Source organism: Geodermatophilus sp. URMC 61 (genome assembly GCF_052931555.1).
This window is the reverse complement of the sequence record NZ_JBRFHZ010000002.1, coordinates 3,972,039-3,990,419: the sequence shown is the minus strand read 5'-3', so window position 1 is coordinate 3,990,419 and position 18,381 is coordinate 3,972,039. Positions and strand designations below refer to the sequence as shown.

Here is an 18,381-nt window from a genome sequence, read left to right as displayed (position 1 = left end):
GTCAGTCGCCGGCGAAGGCGCTGGCGACGTCCGGGCGGGGACGCAGCACCCGCCGGAGGTTGGTCAGGTCCAGCACGGCCTCCACCTGCGGTCCCGCCCCGGCGATGCGCAGGTCGCCGCCGGCCTGGCGAGCGGTCTTCAGCCCCGCGATGAGTGCTCCCAGCCCCGAGGAGTCCATCGACTCGGTCTCCGAGAGGTCGACGACGATCCGCGCCGTCCCCCCTGCCACCAGCTCGGCGACCAGCGACCGCAGCCGCGGGGCGGCGACCATGTTCAGCCGCCCCACCGGCCGGACCACGCCGATGCCGGTGTCGGTCGTCTCGGTCTGGAACTCGGTCATGCGGGGACCTCCGCCGGCTGCTCCTCGGGTCCGCGGTGGCGGACGGCCTTGATGATCACACTGAGGACGGCGAGGTCGAAGGCGACCCACACCAGGTTCACGGCCGTGCCCAGCGCCGACGCCTGCCCGGTTCCCATCCGGACGGTCCCGACCACCGCGGCGACCACGAGCAGCGCCATGACCACGAGCTGGGGCCGCACGAGACGCCACGGACGCCGGGCCACCGCCTGCCGCTCCTTCGGCGTGACGGCGAAGGCCAGGCTGCGGCCGAAGACGACGTTGGCCACCGCGGAGGTCACCGAGCGGATCCACACGGGGAACAGTGCGAGCGAGTACTGCTGCCCGCGCCAGCTCCGCTTCCCCCGCCCGATGAGGTAGAAGAGCAGCTGGTTGACCGCGAGGAACGGCACCAGCCGGAGGAAGAAGTCCGCCGACAGCGCCTGCACCGGCAGGATCCCGGTGGTCAGGAAGACGATCGGCGCGGCGAAGTACACGACCGCGGCGAAGCCGGACAGGTAGCTCCACATGGTGGCCCAGTACATGAGCCGCTGCGCCAGGGTCAGCCCGCGCTGCACCAGCGGGTTCTCCCGGAGCATGACCTGGACCGTGCCCTGGGCCCAGCGCAGCCGCTGGGTGAGCATGGTGCCGAGGTCCTCCGGCGCCAGGCCGAGCGCGAGGGTCTCGTGGTGGTACGCGGTGCGCCAGCCGAGCGCGTGCAGCCGCATGCAGGTCGCCATGTCCTCGGTCACCGAGATGGTGGCCATCGGCATGAGCGGCTGCGCCTCGTCGTCCCGGTCGACGTCGATCGCCCGGACCAGGGCGCGCACGGTCTCCACGGCGCCGAGCGGCGACCAGTCGCGGTGCGCCAGCCGGGCGAGCGCCGCACGGTCGAGCTCGGCCGGGCCGGCCTCCTCGGCGTCCAGCTCCGAGGACAGGGCGGCGATCTCGGCGAGGTCGCTCTCCAGCGCGGTGACGTCGGCGTCGACCAGCCGGCGGGCCGCCGCGTCGACCTGCAGCTGGAAGCGGTAGGTCACGTCGGCCAGGGCGGCGCCGGCCCGCAGGTCCGCACGGCTCCGGGCCACCGCCTCGGCGACCGCGTCGAGGGCGGCGCGCGCCTCGGTCTGCGACGGGTCCAGGCCCCTGCGCGCCCGGGCGAGCACCCGATCGGCGGTCCGGAGCGTCCGGGTCACCGCCAGCTCCACCTCGGTGACGTACCGGGAGACGCCCAGCTGCATGAGGGCCTCGCGGCGCAGCACCGCGTTCGACCCGCAGAAGAACGCGGCGTTCCAGCCGTCCTTGCCCTGCTGGATGGGGCCGTAGAACAGCGGCGCCTGGCTGCCGAACGGGTCGTCGTCGGGCACGTTGACGAACACCTGCGGGGTCTGCACCAGGGCCATCTGCGGGTCGCGGAAGTACCCCAGGGTGCGGTCGAGGATCGCCGGGTCGGGGACCTGGTCGGCGTCCAGGATGAGGACGAACTCCCCGTCGGTGGTCATGAGGGCGTTGTTGAGGTTCCCGGCCTTGGCGTGCCGCTGGCGCCCCGCCCACTCCACGGACCTGGTGATCACGCCGATGCCGGCGGCCTCGGCGCGCTCCCGGAGCTCGGGGCGTGCACCGTCGTCGAGGATCCAGGTGCGGTGCGGGTACCGGATCTGCTGCGCCGCCTCCGCCGTGGCCATGACGAGGTCGACGGGCTCGTTGTAGGTGGTGATGAAGACGTCGACCGTCGCGCCGTCCGGCGGTGGTGGGGGCCGCCGGCGCCGGCGCAGCCGCCACATCGTCAGGCCGAACAGCAGCGAGTCGACGAGGCTGTACGTCTCGGCGAGGACCAGCGGGACGGCGATCCACCAGGCCGACCAGTTGATCGACTCGAGCCACCGCCACACCACGTAGTTCACGCCGAGCGCCGCGGTGAGCAGGATGAGCAGCCGCAACCCCACCAGGCCCGGGGTCAGCGGCACCCGGGGGGAGAGCGCCGCCGCGGTCTCGCGGTCGGGCAGCTCACGGGCGGAGGAGGCGCCCGGCCCGGTCCAGGCCGTGCGGCGGTGGCGGCTCACGTTCGCGGCACCCGTCGGACGGCGACCGCCGTGACGTCGTCCAGGGGAGCGGCGGCCGAGGCCAGCGCGCGGACGGCGCGGAGCAGGTCGTCGGGCTCCGGGTGGGCCTCGAGCAGCCGGGTGACCTCGGCCAGGGCCTCGTGCGTGCCCCCGAGCACGTCGAAGAGGCCGTCGCTGAAGGAGAAGAGGGTGTCCCCCGGCTCGAGCACCACCTCGTGCTCGGTCCAGCTCTGGTCGACGTCGATGCCCAGCGGGAGGTCCTCCCCGGCCAGCCGCTCGACGCCGCCCGTCCCCCGCCGGACCAGGGACAGCCCGTGACCGGCGTCCCCGTACCGCACCCGCCCCGTCGCGGCGTCCAGTCGCGCGTGGAAGGCGGTCACGAAGGAACCGGTGCGCTGGAGGTCGGGCAGGAGGATCCGGTTGGTGGCGGTGAGGACGTCGCCCTCCGGCCGGCGCCCGTCCCGGGCTCCGGAGTCCCGCACCGTGGTCCGCAGGACCGCGCGGACGGTGGCCATGAGGATGGCGGCCCCGGCGCCCTTGCCCATCACGTCGGCGACGGACAGGACCAGGTCGCCGCCGACGAGGTCGTGGTCGAACAGGTCACCGCCGACGGCGAAGGCCGGTTGGCAGGACCCGGCGACCCGGTAACCGGGCAGCTCGGGAGGTCGCTGCGGGAGCAGTGCCTGCTGCACCTCCCGGGCGCGGTCCATCTCGACGGAGTGGGCGAGCTCCTGCTCGGTCCACCGGCCCAGCTCCTCCAGCAGCGCGACGTCCCCGGCGTCGAGCGAGCGGGGGCGGACGTCGAACAGGCACAGCGTGCCGACGGTGAGGCCCCCCGGCCCCGCGAGGGGCTGGCCGGCGTAGAAGCGGATACGTGGGGGGCCGGTCACGGCAGGGGTGGTGGCGTAGCGGACGTCGGCCAGGGCGTCGGGCACGACGTGGGTCGTCCCGAGGGCGATCGTCCGGTCGCAGAAGGACGCCTGACGCTCCGCCCGGTCCACGGGCATCCCCTGGGCGGACTTGAACCACAGGGAGTCCTCGTCCACCAGCGTGATGGTCGCGATCGGGACGTCGAACACCCGCTGTGCCAGCCGGGTGATGCGGTCGAAGCGTTCCTCCTGGCCGGTGCCCAGCAGGTGCAGCTGCTCCAGTGCCTGCAGGCGCCGGGCCTCCACCGGGTCGGTCGGCGCGGGCACCCGGACGTCCGCCGGTGCCTGCGCGGCGGTCACCGGGCCACCAGCCGGCGTCCGGCCAGGGCTGCCCGCATCGCCGCGGCGCTGGCCGGGCTGCTGGTGATCCGCCAGTCGGCCTCCTTGTCGTGGTCGAACCAGACGAACGCCGCGACGTCGGCCTGCGCGTCCAGGTAGGCGACCAGATCGGTGACCCAGGCGGCCTTGTCCCCGCCCTCCTCGGCGGAGGCGACCTCGGTGATGCTGATCGGGATCCCCGGGGCCAGCTCGCGCAGCTCCTCGAGGCTGTCGCCGAAGAGCTCGTCGGGCTCCTGCCAGCCGGAGCCGGGGGAGCCGGTGCCCCAGTTGTAGCCGTCGAGGGCGACGCGGTCGACGTACCGGGTGCCGGGCCACGTCTCGGCCATCGGCGACGACCCGGGAAACCGTACGTTCGGGTTCCACACGAACTGCACGTTGCCCGCTCCCTGGGCATCGAACACCTCCGTGACGTGCCGGAACGCCGCGACGTGGTCGGCGGCCGTGGTACCCGACACGCCCACCGCCCACGGGTACCAGTCGCCGTTCTGCTCGTGCGCGAAGCGCACCTGCACCGGCCGGCCCCAGGTCCGCAGCGCGTCGGCCCACTGCCGGAGGTACGGGTCGTGGTCCCCGGCCGCGATGGCGGCCAGGCCGAACGCCCCGCTGTCCGGGGCGTCCCAGTCCCAGGGCTCCCAGGTCACCACCGGGACGGCGCCCCGGGCCGCGACGGCGTCGAGGTCGGCGACAGGGGGTGGGGTGGTGAAGTCGGCGTAGGTCAGGACCAGCGACGGACGCTCCCCCACGGCGGCCTCGACCGCGTCCAGCTCCGCGGCGGCCCTCGCGCCTCCGGGCGTGGTGACGCCGAACGCGAGGGGCTCGGTGCGCTCCGGGCCGTCGACGACGGCGACCACGGCGGTGGCCAGGGCTCCCACGCCCATCGCGGCTGCGACGGCGACGAGCCACCACGGCCGCCCGCTCCGGACCGTCACGGGAGGCAGCGCCGGGCGACGGGGCGATCGGTGGCGCACTGCCGGGTGGTCACGTCCCCACCAGCTCCCGCACCAGCGCGCCGACGGCGTCGACCTCGATGAGGAAGCCGTCGTGCCCGTGCGGGGAGGCGATCACCCGCAGCGGGACGCCGAGGGCGTCGGCCACCTGCTGCTGGAGCGCGAGCGGGTACAGCCGGTCGGGTGTCGACGCCGGCGACGACGGTCCGTGCGGTGATCCGGGCCAGCGCCGCGTCGACCCCACCGCGGCCGCGGCCGACGTCCCAGGAGTTCATGGCCTCGGTGAGCACCACGTAGCTGCCGGCGTCGAACCGGCGGGCCAGCTCGTCGGCGTGGTGGTCGAGGTGGGAGGCGACGGCGTAGCGGCCGTCGTCCTGCACCGCGGCGAGGCGGACGCGACGACGTGGTCGCCGGCCTGGGCGACGTTGAGGATGGCCAGGGTCTCGGCCGCCTGTCCGCTGGCGACGGCGAGGGCCGCCACGCCGCCCTCCAGCGACGCCACGCGCTGCTCCAGCGCGTCCTGCGTCGGGTTCATGATCCGCGTGTAGATGTTGCCGAGCTCGGCCAGCGCGAACAGGTCGGCGGCGTGCCGGGTGTCCCGGAACTGATAGGCCGTCGTCGCGTAGATCGGCAGGGCGCGGGCACCGGTCGTGGGATCGGGGCTGGTGCCGGCGTGGATCTGGCGGGTCTCGAAGCTCCAGCTCCGGGGGTCGCTCATCCGCCGCTTCCTCTCGCTCGCGGAGGACCCGCGGCGCGCGAGAGCTCCGTCCTTGCCGGGCGGCGGGCGCCGTCCGGCCGGCTCTTCCCCTGGGAGCACCTCGGACGGAGTGCAGGTTGCCGGGCAGCCAGCCAGGTGTTCGTCACTGCCTCCCGTGAGCCGGCGTGATCCTAGGCAGGCCGCCGTCGGCCGTGGAACAGGCGTCTCAGCTGGTGGACGCCGGTACCGCGAACCAGACGGCCCGCGCCCGGGCGGCGACCTCGCCGTCCGGGCTGACGAGCGCGGAAGCCGTGGTCGACCGCCGGCCCTCCCGCTCCAGCACCCAGGCCAGCAGCACGGAGTCCGCGCCCACGGGCACCGGCCGCTGCTGCTGCGCGGTGATCGTGCCGAGCAGCAGCGGACCGGGCGGCTCGGTCCACAGCGGCATGGACGAGGGGCAGTCCAGCGCGGCCCACACCGTCTCCGGCGCCGCCGCCCCGGAGACCGCAGGCAGGTCGGCGGTCGGCCGCCACACCCCCGCCCACAGCTCGGGCCGACCGGGCAGCGGGCCGACCCGGGTGCGCAGGCCGTCGCCGACCGGCCGCTCGGGTCCGCACCCCCAGCATCGCGGGAACGGGTGGTCCGCCCACGGCGGGAGCGCCTCGACGGCGGCCGCCGCCTGCGCGACCGACGGGGGCTGAGGGATCTCGAGGTCCAACGACGACGGCTCGGCCCGGGCCAGCAGCTCGGCGTCGTCGTACAGCTCGGCCGCCCCGTCGGTCCGCACCCTCAGCGGTCGCTCCAGCGGCACCGGCCGGCGCAGCCGGACGCTCACCGTGGGTGCGTCGACGAGCGTGGCCAGCGTCCCCGCCAGCCACCCGCCGTTGGCCGTGCCTGGCGGGCCGCAGAACCGGGTGGGGACGGTGAGGGTGGACACGCCTGCAGCGTAGGAGCGGCCTGGGAGAGGCTCACCAGGTGCGTGCTCTCGTGTTCGACTCCTTCGGCGGCCCGCTGACCGTGCAGGACGTCCCCGTCCCCGACCCGGCGCCCGGCGGCGTCGTCGTCCGAGTGGGGGCCAGCGGCGTCTGCCGCAGCGACTGGCACGCCTGGCAGGGCCACGACCCGGACGTCGTCCTCCCCCACGTGCCCGGCCACGAGCTGGCCGGCACCGTCGCCGCCGTCGGGGCGGACGTCCGGCGCTGGCGGGTCGGCGACCGCGTCACCGTCCCGTTCGTCAACGCGTGCGGCCGCTGCGCCCAGTGCGCCGCCGGCGAGCACCAGGTCTGCAGCCGGCAGACCCAGCCCGGGTTCACGCACTGGGGCTCGATGGCCGAGTACGTCGCGCTCGACGCCGCCGACGTCAACCTGGTCGCGCTGCCCGACGAGCTGGACGCCACCACCGCCGCCGGCCTGGGGTGTCGGTTCGCCACCGCCTTCCGGGCGGTGGCGCAGGTCGCGCGGGTCCGGCCGGGCGAGTGGGTCGCCGTGCACGGCTGCGGCGGGGTGGGGCTCTCGGCCGTGCAGGTGGCCGTCGCCGCGGGCGCCCGGGTGGTCGCCGTCGACGTCTCCCCGGCGGCACTGCAGCTCGCCGCCGCCATCGGCGCCGAGCACACGGTGGACGGCGGCCGCGACGTCCCGGCCGTCGTCGCCGAGCTCACCGGTGGGGGCGCGCACGTCTCCCTGGACGCCCTCGGCGCGGCAGTGACGTGCGAGAACTCGGTCCGGTCGCTGCGCCCGCGGGGCCGGCACGTGCAGGTCGGGCTGCTGCCGCCGGCGCAGGGCCGGCCCGCGGTGCCCATGGACCTCGTCGTCGCCCGCGAGCTGCAGGTGCTGGGCAGCCACGGCATGGCCGCGCACACCTATCCCGAGCTGCTCGGCCTCATCGCCGCCGGCCGGCTCCGACCCCAGGCGCTGGTCACCCGTCGGCTCCCCCTCGACGAGGCCGGTGCCGCCCTGGCCGCGGTCGGCCGGGACCCCGGCATCGCGGTGGTCACCCGCTTCTGAGACCTCAGGTCCCGGGCGCGGCGCTCGTCGTCGGCTCGGCAGGGGCCGGCGCCTGCGTCGGCGTCTCCTCCTCGGCGGTGGTCGGCGCCGGGGCCGTCGTCTCCGCGGGGGTCTCCTCGCCGGGTGCGGAGGTCGGGACGGCGGAGGTCGGCGACGGCGTCGTGGGAGGGGCGGGCGCCGTCGTCGTCGGCTCCGTCGTCTCGGTCGGCTCCGTCGGCTCCGCCGGGGCGGTGCGCGCCGGCGTCTGCACCGTCGTCCCGCCGGTCGCCGGCGCCGTCGGGACGTCGGGCGGGCGGACGTAGAGGTAGAGCGTGTAGAGCCCGACGAACAGCAGCGCCAGGACGACGGTCGAGGTGCGGGCACGGCCGAGGTGGTGCGGCACCGCCGACCACCAGCGGCGCGGCGCGGGCGGCGGCGCGGTGCTCACCGACAGCTCGCGGGTCGGCTCGCCGGGGCCGTTGGTCTCCGGGGTGGTCACCGGGCACCGTCCGAGGACGGCGAGAGGTCACCGGACGGCGAGGTCGCCGTGGGCGCCGGCACGTTGAGGCCCGCGCGGTGGAAGGCGAGGACGATCCGGGCCCGCAGGTCGCGGCCGACCTCGAACTGCTTGCCGGGCAGCGTGCGGGCCACCATCCGGACGTTGACCTGATCGAGGTCGAGCGTCTCCACGCCCATCACGCTGGGCGGGTCGAGCAGCAGCGGGCGCAGCCGCTGGTCCCGGAAGGCCTCCGCGCCGACCTCCTTGAGGATGTCGTTGACCCGGCTCACGTCCAGCGTCGTCGGCACCGGGACGTCGACGACGGCACGCGCCCAGTCGCGGGAGAGGTTGACCACCTTCACGATCTGCCCGTTGGGCAGGGTGATGACCTCGCCGTTGGGGGAGCGCAGCCGGGTCACTCGCAGCGTGACGTCCTCGATCGTGCCCTCGGCCGGATCAGCGCCCCCGACCACCGTGATGGAGACGACGTCGCCGAAGCCGTACTGCCGCTCGGTGATGATGAAGAAGCCCGCCAGCACGTCACCGACGATCCGCTGCGCGCCGAAGCCCAGCCCGACGCCCAGCACGGTCGCCGGTGCGACCAGCCCGCCGATCGGGATGCCCGCCCGGTCCAGGACGGCGAAGACGGCGATCGCGTAGACGAGCACGACGAGCGTCCAGGTGATCACCTGGGTCAGCGAGTGCCGGTGCTTGGCGGCCTCGGAGCGCACCAGGGCGTCGCCGCCGGTCGCGCGGGCGTCGATCCGGTCGGTGATCTTCGCGCCGACCCAGGTGACGAACCGGGCCAGCAGGACCGACCCCAGGACGATGAGGGCGATCTCCAGCCCGCGCCCGGCGAGCCAGGTCAGCAGGGGGTCCAGCGGTGCCATCGCGCTCCAGCCTCCCCAACCGAGCTCAGCGGCGCCAACGCCGGGTCAGCGTGGCGCGACGAACAGGGCCTGCGCCGAGCGGCCGATCCACCCCGTGGCGTCGTGGAGGTCGGCGAAGCACTGCCCGGCGCCGGCCGGACCGATCGTGGTGGCGGCGTCGACGCCCAGCCACTCCCCGGCCGGCGGGCGCACCAGGGCGACGGTGAGGTCGACGTTGGCGAAGGTGGCCCGCTGCCAGTCCAGGACGGCGGAGATGCCGCTGGCCGCGTCGGTCATCACCAGCAGGTGCTGCAGCGGGCTCATCGGTTCGCCTTCGACCAGGGTGCACAGCGCCCGGGTCCACGCGGCCGCCGGACCGGGCCCGTTGAACGAACCGTGCGCGAAGCGCCACTCCAGCGCCCGGTGGTAGGCGACGTCGGTGGTAAAGAAGGCCGCCGTCTCGGGGCGGCTCTCCTCCGGTCCGGGCAGCGGGACGCCGGCCTGCGGCGTCCCCTCGACCGCGGAGCTGCGCATCCCGCCAGGCGGTCAGCCGCACCAGCGGCCGTTCCCGGCCGGCGGGGGAGGAGCCCGCGGTGAGGACCGCCTCCACCAGCTCGATCCGCCGTCCGGGGCGCAGCAGCCGGGCGCTGACCTGCACCGGGCCGACCGGGACCGGCGCGAGGATGTCGAAGGCCAGCCGCACGGTCTGCCCGCCGGGGATCTCGGTGACCCGCTCGGCCTCCCGGGCCAGCAGGGCCGCGACCGGCCCGGCGTGCTGCAGCCCCGGGTCCCACGGCCCGATGGTGAGGTCGGTGGCGAGGAAGCCGTCGCCGTCGGGGACGTAGAGGGCGGTGGGCGGGGTCACGGGTGTCGAGTCTGCCGCCGCGGTCAGCCGCCCGAGCGGCGGGTCTCCCACACGGCGAACGCCGTCCACCCGGCCGCGGCGACCGCGGCGACCACCCACAGCCAGCGCAGCGACGACCCGGTCGGGTTGGCCAGCACCAGCAGGACGGCGACCACCGTCACCGCCCCGGCCAGGGGTGGCGTGCGCAACAGGGTGCCCAGGGTGTCGGGCCCCGGGACGGTGATGAACACCACCAGGGCGACCACGAGGAGGAAGGCGCAGAGAGCGGCCACGAAGCCCGCCGTCACCCCGAACTCGTTCGGCAGACCGACGGCGCCCAGGCCCCCGAGGACCACCCCCACCGCCAGCCACAGCAGCAGCCTCCAACGGCGCACCGACCAGCCCGGACGCGGCTCGCTCACGGTTCGCAGACCTCCCCCGCCACGACGCCGCCGTCCCGGCCGGCGGACGCCTCGCTCCGGGGAGTGTGCCCGGCCTCCGGGGCGGGCACACAGCCCCCGGTCGTCCTCCCGCGGCGGGCTCGCTCGGCTGCCGGCGGGCCCGCGCCCTTCCCCCACGGTCCCTACCGTGGACGGTTGCCGCCCGGCGCTCCTGGTGCCGCGGCACCCGTCGTCGAACGAGAGAGGGAGCGCGCCGCCACCGGCGCCACGGACACCTGTGACCACGACACCTGCACACCCCAGACCATCCGGAGCCGCGGAGATCCACCCTGCCGTCGCCGCGCCACCGCCGTCACCGGCCGACCGCGGCGGGTCCCTGGACCGGGTCGTCTTCGGCGTCGCCGCCGTCGTCGCCCTGGGCTTCGTGACCTGGGGGTTCGTGACGCCGGATGGCCTCGGCAGCGCGAGCGGCACGGCCCTGGGCTGGGTGATGCACAACCTCGGCTGGCTGTTCGTGCTGCTGGCGTCGGCGTTCGTGGTCTTCGTGCTCTGGCTGGCGGCGAGCCGGTACGGGCGCATCCCGCTGGGCCGGGACGACGAGGGACCCGAGTTCCGGACGGTCTCCTGGATCGCGATGATGTTCAGCGCCGGCATGGGCATCGGACTGATGTTCTTCGGTGTCAGCGAGCCGCTCTCGCACTACGTCGCCCCGCCGCCGCGCACCGTCGCGGCCGCATCGCCCGAGGCCGTGGAGACGGCGATGGCCACCACGCTGTTCCACTGGTCGCTGCACCCGTGGGCCATCTACGCCGTCGTCGGCCTGGCCATCGCCTACGGCACCTTCCGGCGCGGCCGCCGGCAGCTGATCAGCGCCGCCTTCGCGCCGCTCTTCGGGGCGCGGCGCACCGAGGGCCCGGCCGGCCGGGTCATCGACATCCTGGCGATCTTCGCGACCCTGTTCGGGTCGGCGGCCTCGCTCGGGCTCGGGGCGCTGCAGATCGGCAGCGGCGCGGAGATCCTCGGCTGGGCCGGGGACGTCGGCAACGGGCTCCTCGTGGGGATCATCGCGGTGCTGACCGCGGCCTTCGTCGCCTCGGCGGTCTCCGGCATCGCCAAGGGCATCCAGTGGCTGGCCAACACGAACATGGTCCTCGCGCTGATCCTGGCGGTCTTCGTGTTCGTCGTCGGCCCGACCATCTTCATCCTCGACCTGCTGCCGACGACGATCGGCAACTACTTCGCCGACCTCGGCGAGATGGCCGCCCGGACCGAGGCCAGCGGCGGCGACGACATGGCCGTGTGGCTCAGCGGGTGGACGGTCTTCTACTGGGCGTGGTGGATCTCCTGGACGCCGTTCGTCGGCCTGTTCATCGCCCGGATCAGCCGCGGCCGCACCATCCGCCAGTTCGTCTCCGGCGTCCTGCTGGTGCCCAGCGTGGTCAGCCTGATCTGGTTCGCCGTCTTCGGCGGGGCCGGGATCGCCGCCCAGCGGGGCGGTGCCGACATCGGCGGGCAGGCGACCGCGGAGGGGCAGCTCTTCGCCGTCCTGGACGGGTTCCCGCTGGCCACGGTGATGACCGTGCTCGTCATGGTGCTCGTGGCGATCTTCTTCGTCTCCGGGGCCGATGCCGCGTCGATCGTGATGGGCTCGCTGTCCGAGCGGGGCACCATCGAGCCGAGCCGGCCGACGGTCGTCTTCTGGGGCGTCGTCATGGGCGCGGTGGCCGCGATCATGCTGCTGGTGGGCGGCGACGAGGCGCTCACCGGCCTGCAGAACCTGACGATCATCGCCGCCCTGCCCTTCGCGCTGGTGATGGTGGGGCTGGCGATCTCGCTGGCCAAGGACGTGCGCTCGGATCCGATGATGCTGCGGCACACCGTCGCCGTGGAGGCGGTCGAGCAGGCCGTCGTGGAGGGGATCACCCGGCACGGCGAGGACTTCGTGCTGGTGGTCGAGCCCGCGCCGGACGCCGACCGCGACGGCGTCCCGGACACCGCGGCCGGCACCCGTCCGCCGGCGGCCGCCGAGCACCGCGGCGCCGACGGCGACCGGACGGCGGGCGAGGTCGGCTCGCCGGTCCCCGGCCGCGGCCGGTGAGTCCGGCCGGTCGGCCCCGTCCTACCTGCGACGGGGCCGACCGGGCCCGCGACGACGCGAGCGCACCGTGCGCTGGATCCTCGTCGACCTGCCCGGGAGCGACCTGGCCGCGTCCCGGACCCCGCCGCTGTCCAGCGGCCCCCCGGTAGGGGGCTCGGGGCCGGACGGTCGCTACCGTTGGCCGCGTGTCCCGTCCTCCGCTCGGCTCCGCGCTGACCGTCGGCGCCGCGTGCCTGTTCGCCGTCAACGGCACCGTCTCCACGCTGGCCCTGCAGGCGGGGGTCCCCGCGCCCTGGTTGACGGCGCTGCGCTGCGGCGGTGCGGCGGTCGTGCTGCTCGCGGCCCTGGCCGTCGTGGCGCCGGCGCGGCTGCGGATCACGTGGCGCGAGGTGCCCTTCCTCGCCGCCTTCGGCGTGGTCGGCGTCGCGCTGACGCAGTACCTCTACTACGTGGCGATCGGCCGGTTGCCGGTCGGCATCGCGCTCGTCTTCGAGATGACCGCGCCGGTGCTCGTCGCGCTGTGGGTGTGGCTGGTGCGCGGCGAGCGGGTGCGTCGCCGCCTGTGGGCCGCGCTCGGGCTGTCGCTGTCGGGACTGGTGCTGGTCGCCGAGGTGTGGCAGGGCGGCGGCTCGCTCGACGCGGGTGGCGTGGCCGCGGCCCTCGGTGCGGCGCTGTGTCTGGCCGGCTACTACCTGATGGGCGGGCGCGGGACGGCCACCCGCGACCCGGTGGCGCTCACCTGCTGGACCTTCGTCGCGGCCGCGCTGTTCTGGGCGGTTGCCGCGCCGTTCCGGCCGTTCGACCCGGCCGTGCTCGGCTCCTCGGTGCCGATCTCGCTCGGCTCACTGGAGCTGCCGCTGTGGGTGCTGGTCGGCTGGATCGCCGTCCTCGGGGCGGTGCTGCCGTTCTGGCTGTCCCTGTCGGCGCTGCGCCACCTGCCCCCGACGACGGCCGGGCTGATCGCCACGGTGGAGCCGGTGCTGGCCTCGGTCGTGGCGTGGGTCTGGCTGGAGCAGGTGCTCTCCGGCTGGCAGGTGCTCGGCGGCCTCGTCGTCCTCGTGGGGATCGGGCTGGCGCAGACCGCGCGGGCGACCCGGCGTCCCGCGCCCGCCCCGGTGCCCGAGCCGGCGCCTGTGTGAACCCGGCGAGATCGCGAGATCTCGCCGGTCGTTCACGTCACCTTCCGGGCCTGGTCCAGCCAGCCGGCCAGCTCGGACATGTAGGCGGCCTGGGCGGTGTGGTCCATGCCGACGTACTCCCACGGGTGCTCCTGGCCCGCCTGGACCGCGGGCAGCAGGGTGTAGGTCGGCTGGGCGCGCATCTGCTCCGGCGTCTCCCCGCCGCGCAGCGAGTACAGGATCACATCGCTCGGGTGCTCGGGGACCTGCTCCCAGCTGACCGCCTCCCAGAAGTAGGTGTCGCCGCCCGGGTCGACGAAGTCGACGCCCAGGTCGGAGTAGAGGCGCAGCGACGGGTCGTCGGGCGCCTTGCCCATCCACCAGCCGTCCGTGGCGGTGGCGTAGACCGGCAGCACGGTGATCCCGCGCTCGCCGGCCGTCGTGAGCTCGGCCGCCGCCGCGTCGTACTCCTCGCGGGCGGCGTCGATCGTCGCGCCGTCGGCGCCGAGTGACTCCGCGAGCTCGACGGTGCGCTCGATGACCTCGGCGGCCGACCCGCGGTAGGCGATCGCGACGATCGGCGCGATCTGCGCCACCTGCTCCTGCTGCTGCAGCGACTCGAAACCGTAGAGCGGCTGGGTGGGGTCCAGGGCGCCCGAGGAGTCGGTCGGGTAGACCGAGGTGACGATGAGGTCGGGGTCGGCCGCCGCCAGGCGCTCGAGGTCGATCTGGCCGTAGCTCTCGCCGACGATCTCCAGGTCGGTGAGGTCCTTGCCCTCGAAGGCGACGTCGCCGGCCGCCGAGGTCTGGCCGAAGCCGGCGACCGGCTCCACGCCGTAGTTCCACAGCGAGGCGATGACGTCGTTGAGGCCCGCGACCCGCGCAGGGGTCGCGTCGAGCTCGACGGTGGTGCCGAGGTCGTCGGTGAAGCTCCAGCCGCCCTCCTGCGCCGCGGCCGGTTCGGCGGACTCCCCGGAGCAACCGGCCGTCGCGACGAGCGCGACGAGGGTCAGGGCGGCGCCGGCCGGGCGGCGGGGTCTGGGGTGCAACGGGTCTCCTCCCGATCGGGCCCGGGGTGCCCCCGGGCCGGGCGCTCAGGTTAGCCTCACCTAAGAAGGTCACCACGAGGGTCGACCGGGACGGGGGACGACGCATGACGCTCACCGCGCAGCCGGAGGTCGGAGCCGCCCCCGCCTGGCAGTTCTTCGACGCCTCGGTGGCCGCCGTCCGCCGACTGGGCCCGAGCTCCGTGCGGCTGACCCTCACCGGTCCCGAGCTCGCCGGGTTCGGTGCGGCCGGCTGCGACCAGCGCTTCAAGCTGGTGCTCTCCCGCGACGATGCCGGGCTGCTGCGGCTGCGCGACCGCGGTCAGGACTGGTACGCCGAGTACTGCGCGATGCCCGACGAGCAGCGCCCGGCCATCCGCACCTACACCGTGCGGGCGGTCCGGCCCGAGCGCGCCGAGCTCGACGTCGACGTCGTCCTGCACGGGGTCGAGGACGGGCACGCCGGGCCGGCCGCGAGCTGGGCGGCCGCGGCGGTGCCCGGCGACCGGATCACGCTGCTGGGCCCGGACCGTCCCGGCGCCGGCCGGCCCTGGGGGGTGGAGTGGGCGCCGCCCCCGGCCGCCCTCACGCTGCTGCTGGCCGGCGACGAGACCGCTGTGCCCGCCGTCTGCGCGATCCTCGAGTCCCTCGGGAACCGACCGCGGTCGGTGACCGCCCTGCTGGAGGTGCCCGAGGCCGGCGACGCGATGAACGTCACCCTGCCGGCGGGGGCGACGCTGCACTGGCTGCCGCGGGACGGCGCGGCCCGCGGGTCTCGGCTGGTGCCGGCGGTGCACGCGGCGCTGTGCGAGCTGGGCATCGCCTCCAGCCCCGCCGCGCCGCCGGAGGACGTCGGCGACGAGCTGCTCTGGGAGGTCCCCGACACGGACGCCGCGTCGGGCTGCTACGCCTGGCTCGCCGGTGAGGCCGGCGTGGTGAAGACGCTGCGCCGCCGCCTGGTGGGCGACCTCGGCGTCCCCCGCGGGTCGGTGGCGTTCATGGGCTACTGGCGCCAGGGCGTCGCCGGCTGAGGCCGTCGCCGGCGCAGCGTCCAGGCATAGGAACCAATACCCACGTCCGAGCGGCTCCTGACGTGGGTATTGGTTCCTATGCCTGGGTCACGCTGGTGCCTGGGTCACGCTGGCCGTGCCCGGGGCAGGCCGCCGCTCACCGCAGCCGGCGGACCGGCACGACCATCGGCGTCCCGGCCACCGGGTCGGGCACGATCCGCGCCTCCAGGTCGAAGACGTCGGCCAGCAGCTGCTCGGTGAGCACCTCCTCCGGCGTCCCGGAGGCGACCAGCGCGCCGTCGTCCATCGCGACCAGCCGCTGCGCGTAGCGCGCGGCGAGGTTGAGGTCGTGCAGCACGACGACGACGGTGCGGCCGCGCTCGGCGTGCAGCCGCGCCACCAGCTCGAGGACGTCGATCTGGTGGGAGAGGTCGAGGTAGGTCGTCGGCTCGTCGAGCAGCAGCAGGTCGGTGCCCTGCGCGAGCGCCATGGAGATCCAGGCCCGCTGCCGCTGCCCGCCGGACAGCTCGTCGACCGGCCGGTCGACGAGGTCGGCCATGTCGGTCCAGGTCAGCGCCTCGGCCACCACTGCCTCGTCGTCGCGGGACCACTGCCGCAGCCACGACTGGTGAGGGTGGCGGCCGCGGGCGACGAGGTCGCCGACGGTGAGGCCCTCCGGGGCGACCGGCGTCTGGGGCAGCAGGCCGAGCACCCGGGCCACCTCGCGGGTCGGCGTCCGCGCGATCGCCCGGCCGTCGAGCAGCACCTGGCCGCTGACCGGGCGCAGCAACCGGCCCAGGGCCCGCAGCAGCGTGGACTTGCCGCAGCCGTTGGGCCCGACGATGGCGGTGAACGACCCGTCGGTGAGCTGCAGGTCCAGGTCGTGGACGACGACCCGGTCGTCGTAGGCCAGGCTGACCGATTCGGCGGCGAGACGGACGGTCCCGCTCGCGGGCAGGGTGGTGGTCGCTGCGTGGAGGGTCACAGGGTCGATCGCCGCCTTCCGCGGACGAGGAGCCAGAGCAGGTACGGCGCGCCGACGGCGGCGGTGAGCACGCCGACCGGCAGCGCCTGGGGCAACACGGTGCGGGTCAGCAGGTCCGCCCCGACGACGAGGACGGCGCCGAGCAGGCCGGAGGCCAGCAGCGGCGGCCGCGAGCCACCGGTGAGCCGGACGGCGACCTGCGGGACCACCAGCGCGACGTAGGCGATCGGGCCGGCGGCGGCCACGGCTGCGGCGGTGAGGCCGATCGCGACGAGGACCACGAACGCCTGGGTGGGCACGAGGCGCACACCCAGGCCGCGGGCGGTGTCGTCGCCGAACTGGACGACGCCCAGCGCGCGGCTGCTGGCCAGCGCGGCCGGCAGCAGGACGACGAGCGCGACCAGCAGCGGCACGGCCTCGCCCCAGGTCCGGGCGTTGAGCGAGCCGGTGATCCACACGTAGGCCGACGCGGCGTCGTGGATCTCGGCCCGCGTGAGCAGCCAGTCGACGAGCGCCGCCGCGACCGCCCACAGCGCGATGCCGACCAGCACCAGCCGGTAGCCGTCGATCCCCGCGCGCCAGGCGAGCAGCAGCAGGAGCAGACCGGTGACGAGGGCACCGAGCAGCGCGGCGAGGGGGACGCCGATGCCGCTCGCCGTCCCGCCGAGGACGATCGCCGCGACCGCGCCGGCCGACGCGCCCTGCGTGATGCCCAGGACGTCGGGGGAGGCCAGCGGGTTGCGGGCGAAGGTCTGGAAGAGGGCGCCGGCCACCCCGAGGGCGAGGCCGACCAGCGCGCCGACGGCGATCCGCGGCGCCCGCAGCTCCAGGACGATGAACCGCTGGGTCTGCTCGCCCAGGCCCACCAGGGTGCGCAGCACGTCGGTGAGGCCGATCGGGAAGTCGCCGCGGCCGAGGCCGGCCGCGGAGAGCAGGACGACGGCGACGGCCGCGCCGAGCGGCACGCCGACCTGCCGCCAGCGGACCCGGCCGGAGACCGGTCCGATGCGGACGACGGTCCCGCCGGGCCGGCGGACCCGCTCGGCCGTGGCGGTCATGTGCTCACCAGGCGGCGCCGGCGGATCACCGCGATGAAGAACGGCGCCCCGACGAGGGCGAGCACGATGCCGACCTGCAGCTCGCCGGGCCGGACGACGACGCGACCGATGACGTCGGCGAGCAGCAGCAGGGTGGCCCCGAGCAGGCCGGAGCAGGGGATCAGCCAGCGGTGGGCGGGGCCGGTGAACGCGCGGACGACGTGCGGCACCACCAGGCCGACGAAGGCGATGGGCCCGCAGGCCGCCGTCGCGGCACCGCAGAGCAGGGTGACCGCGGCCAGGCCGACCGAGCGGGCCAGCCACACCCGCTGACCGAGGCCGCGGGCGACGTCCTCGCCGAGGCCCAGCAGGTCCAGGGCGGGGGCGTTGAGCAGGGCGAGCACCAGGCCGGCCGCGATGAACGGCGCCACCTGCCAGGCGACGTCGGCGCCGCGGCCGGCCAGGGCACCGACCACCCAGAAGCGGTAGGCGTCGAGGCTGTCGGTGTCGCTGACCAGGATCGCCCGGACCAGCGCGTAGAACAGCGCCGACAACGCGGCCCCGGCCAGGGCCAGGGTGACCGGCGTGGCGCCGCCGCGGCCGGCCGAACCGAGGGAGAAGACGAGCACGGTGCCCAGCAGGGCGCCGGCGAAGGCGAACCAGACGTACCCGGCCGGCGTGCCGACGCCGAGCAGGTGGATCGCCAGGACGACACCGAGCGAGGCCCCAGCGGTGACACCGAGCAGGCCCGGGTCGCCCAGCGGGTTGCGGGTGTGGCCCTGGGCCAGCGCACCGGCGATGCCGAGGGACAGGCCGACCATCAGGCCGAGCGCGGTGCGCGGCACCCGCAGCTCGCGGACGATGACCGTCTCCTCGGTCGGGACGCCGGGGTCGGTCAGCGCCTGCCACACCGCGCCCAGGCCGATGCTGCGGGAGCCGACCGCGGTGCTCAGCGTCGCGGCGACCACCACGAGGACGACCAGCAGGAGCAGGCCGAGCAGCCGGTTGCGCCGCTGCTGGAGCAGGCCCCCGTGCTGCGGCTCGGCGCCCTCCGCGGCGCCGAGCCCACCGGGACCCTGCCGCCGCGGGGCGGCGTCGGTCGAGGAGGACACGAGCGGCTCCCGGGGCGGACGGCGAGATAGGCCAGGCTCACCTTAGTCCCGGTGCCGGACCGGGCCAGCC

18 protein-coding genes, 1 pseudogene and 1 riboswitch are annotated in these 18,381 nt (G+C 75.4%); of the genes and pseudogenes, 4 read left to right on the top strand and 15 right to left on the bottom strand.

The window, feature by feature from the left end; translation table 11 throughout:
• Window position 1: 1 nt before the first annotated feature.
• From ACU610_RS18690 to ACU610_RS18665, 6 genes are all read right to left on the bottom strand, one after another.
• Window positions 2-340: an STAS domain-containing protein gene (locus ACU610_RS18690; protein ID WP_446769194.1), complete on the bottom strand. Its 339-nt coding sequence runs from the start codon at window positions 338-340 to the stop codon at window positions 2-4.
• Complete coding sequence (locus ACU610_RS18685; RefSeq protein WP_446769193.1) at window positions 337-2,397, bottom strand: glycosyltransferase family 2 protein; 2,061 nt, start codon at window positions 2,395-2,397, stop codon at window positions 337-339. Before ACU610_RS18685 ends, ACU610_RS18690 begins: the two co-directional genes overlap by 4 nt.
• Window positions 2,394-3,626, bottom strand: a complete 1,233-nt coding sequence (locus ACU610_RS18680) for a PP2C family protein-serine/threonine phosphatase (RefSeq protein WP_446769192.1) — start codon at window positions 3,624-3,626, stop codon at window positions 2,394-2,396. Before ACU610_RS18680 ends, ACU610_RS18685 begins: the two co-directional genes overlap by 4 nt.
• Window positions 3,623-4,594, bottom strand: coding sequence for a glycoside hydrolase family 26 protein (locus ACU610_RS18675; RefSeq protein WP_446769191.1), 972 nt, complete (start codon window positions 4,592-4,594; stop codon window positions 3,623-3,625). The genes ACU610_RS18680 and ACU610_RS18675 overlap by 4 nt, the downstream gene beginning before the upstream one ends.
• Window positions 4,595-4,883: 289 nt before the next feature.
• The gene (locus tag ACU610_RS18670; RefSeq protein WP_446769190.1) at window positions 4,884-5,330 is read right to left on the bottom strand and encodes a PLP-dependent transferase; all 447 of its coding nucleotides are present in this window, start codon (window positions 5,328-5,330) and stop codon (window positions 4,884-4,886) included.
• A 43-nt stretch (window positions 5,331-5,373) separates the two neighbouring features.
• Window positions 5,374-5,490, bottom strand: a riboswitch (SAM riboswitch).
• Window positions 5,491-5,535: 45 nt separating this feature from the next.
• Window positions 5,536-6,246: a hypothetical protein gene (locus ACU610_RS18665; protein ID WP_446769189.1), complete on the bottom strand. Its 711-nt coding sequence runs from the start codon at window positions 6,244-6,246 to the stop codon at window positions 5,536-5,538.
• Window positions 6,247-6,284: 38 nt separating this feature from the next.
• Here ACU610_RS18665 and ACU610_RS18660 point away from each other — a divergent pair, with 38 nt between their 5' ends.
• Window positions 6,285-7,313: a zinc-dependent alcohol dehydrogenase family protein gene (locus ACU610_RS18660; RefSeq protein WP_446769188.1), complete on the top strand. Its 1,029-nt coding sequence runs from the start codon at window positions 6,285-6,287 to the stop codon at window positions 7,311-7,313.
• A gap of 4 nt (window positions 7,314-7,317) precedes the next feature.
• Here ACU610_RS18660 and ACU610_RS18655 read toward each other — a convergent pair whose 3' ends face one another.
• The 5 genes and pseudogenes from ACU610_RS18655 to ACU610_RS18635 all read right to left on the bottom strand — a co-directional run bounded on the left by ACU610_RS18655 (window position 7,318) and on the right by ACU610_RS18635 (window position 9,926).
• Window positions 7,318-7,791, bottom strand: coding sequence for a hypothetical protein (locus tag ACU610_RS18655; protein ID WP_446769187.1), 474 nt, complete (start codon window positions 7,789-7,791; stop codon window positions 7,318-7,320).
• Window positions 7,788-8,681 (bottom strand): mechanosensitive ion channel family protein, encoded by an 894-nt coding sequence (locus ACU610_RS18650; protein WP_446769186.1) that lies wholly within the window; start codon window positions 8,679-8,681, stop codon window positions 7,788-7,790. Before ACU610_RS18650 ends, ACU610_RS18655 begins: the two co-directional genes overlap by 4 nt.
• Before the next feature lie 45 nt (window positions 8,682-8,726).
• The gene (locus tag ACU610_RS18645) at window positions 8,727-9,194 is read right to left on the bottom strand and encodes a hypothetical protein (RefSeq protein WP_446769185.1); all 468 of its coding nucleotides are present in this window, start codon (window positions 9,192-9,194) and stop codon (window positions 8,727-8,729) included.
• 61 nt (window positions 9,195-9,255) lie between these two features.
• A pseudogene (locus ACU610_RS18640) lies at window positions 9,256-9,525 on the bottom strand (acyl-CoA thioesterase domain-containing protein); the annotation flags it as partial.
• Window positions 9,526-9,548: 23 nt separating this feature from the next.
• Complete coding sequence (locus tag ACU610_RS18635) at window positions 9,549-9,926, bottom strand: hypothetical protein (RefSeq protein WP_446769184.1); 378 nt, start codon at window positions 9,924-9,926, stop codon at window positions 9,549-9,551.
• Between the two features lie 256 nt (window positions 9,927-10,182).
• Here ACU610_RS18635 and ACU610_RS18630 point away from each other — a divergent pair, with 256 nt between their 5' ends.
• Both ACU610_RS18630 and ACU610_RS18625 read left to right on the top strand, forming a co-directional pair.
• The gene (locus ACU610_RS18630) at window positions 10,183-12,003 is read left to right on the top strand and encodes a BCCT family transporter (protein ID WP_446769183.1); all 1,821 of its coding nucleotides are present in this window, start codon (window positions 10,183-10,185) and stop codon (window positions 12,001-12,003) included.
• Between the two features lie 185 nt (window positions 12,004-12,188).
• Window positions 12,189-13,142: an EamA family transporter gene (locus ACU610_RS18625; protein WP_446769182.1), complete on the top strand. Its 954-nt coding sequence runs from the start codon at window positions 12,189-12,191 to the stop codon at window positions 13,140-13,142.
• A gap of 32 nt (window positions 13,143-13,174) precedes the next feature.
• Here ACU610_RS18625 and ACU610_RS18620 read toward each other — a convergent pair whose 3' ends face one another.
• The gene (locus ACU610_RS18620) at window positions 13,175-14,170 is read right to left on the bottom strand and encodes an ABC transporter substrate-binding protein (RefSeq protein ID WP_446769181.1); all 996 of its coding nucleotides are present in this window, start codon (window positions 14,168-14,170) and stop codon (window positions 13,175-13,177) included.
• A gap of 104 nt (window positions 14,171-14,274) precedes the next feature.
• Between ACU610_RS18620 and ACU610_RS18615 the strand changes: the two genes are divergently transcribed.
• Window positions 14,275-15,198 carry a siderophore-interacting protein gene (locus ACU610_RS18615; RefSeq protein WP_446769180.1) on the top strand — a complete coding sequence of 308 codons (924 nt, stop codon included), beginning with the start codon at window positions 14,275-14,277 and terminating at the stop codon, window positions 15,196-15,198.
• Between the two features lie 136 nt (window positions 15,199-15,334).
• Here the strand turns inward: ACU610_RS18615 and ACU610_RS18610 are convergent, their stop codons facing one another.
• Genes ACU610_RS18610 through ACU610_RS18600 form a run of 3 tightly spaced genes read right to left on the bottom strand, consistent with a single transcriptional unit; the run spans window position 15,335 to window position 18,311 of the window.
• Entirely contained in the window at window positions 15,335-16,162 is an 828-nt protein-coding gene (locus ACU610_RS18610; protein ID WP_446769179.1) for an ABC transporter ATP-binding protein, read from the bottom strand.
• The gene (locus tag ACU610_RS18605; protein ID WP_446769178.1) at window positions 16,159-17,220 is read right to left on the bottom strand and encodes a FecCD family ABC transporter permease; all 1,062 of its coding nucleotides are present in this window, start codon (window positions 17,218-17,220) and stop codon (window positions 16,159-16,161) included. The genes ACU610_RS18610 and ACU610_RS18605 overlap by 4 nt, the downstream gene beginning before the upstream one ends.
• Window positions 17,217-18,311, bottom strand: coding sequence for a FecCD family ABC transporter permease (locus ACU610_RS18600; RefSeq protein WP_446769177.1), 1,095 nt, complete (start codon window positions 18,309-18,311; stop codon window positions 17,217-17,219). Before ACU610_RS18600 ends, ACU610_RS18605 begins: the two co-directional genes overlap by 4 nt.
• Between the last annotated feature and the right edge of the window lie 70 nt (window positions 18,312-18,381).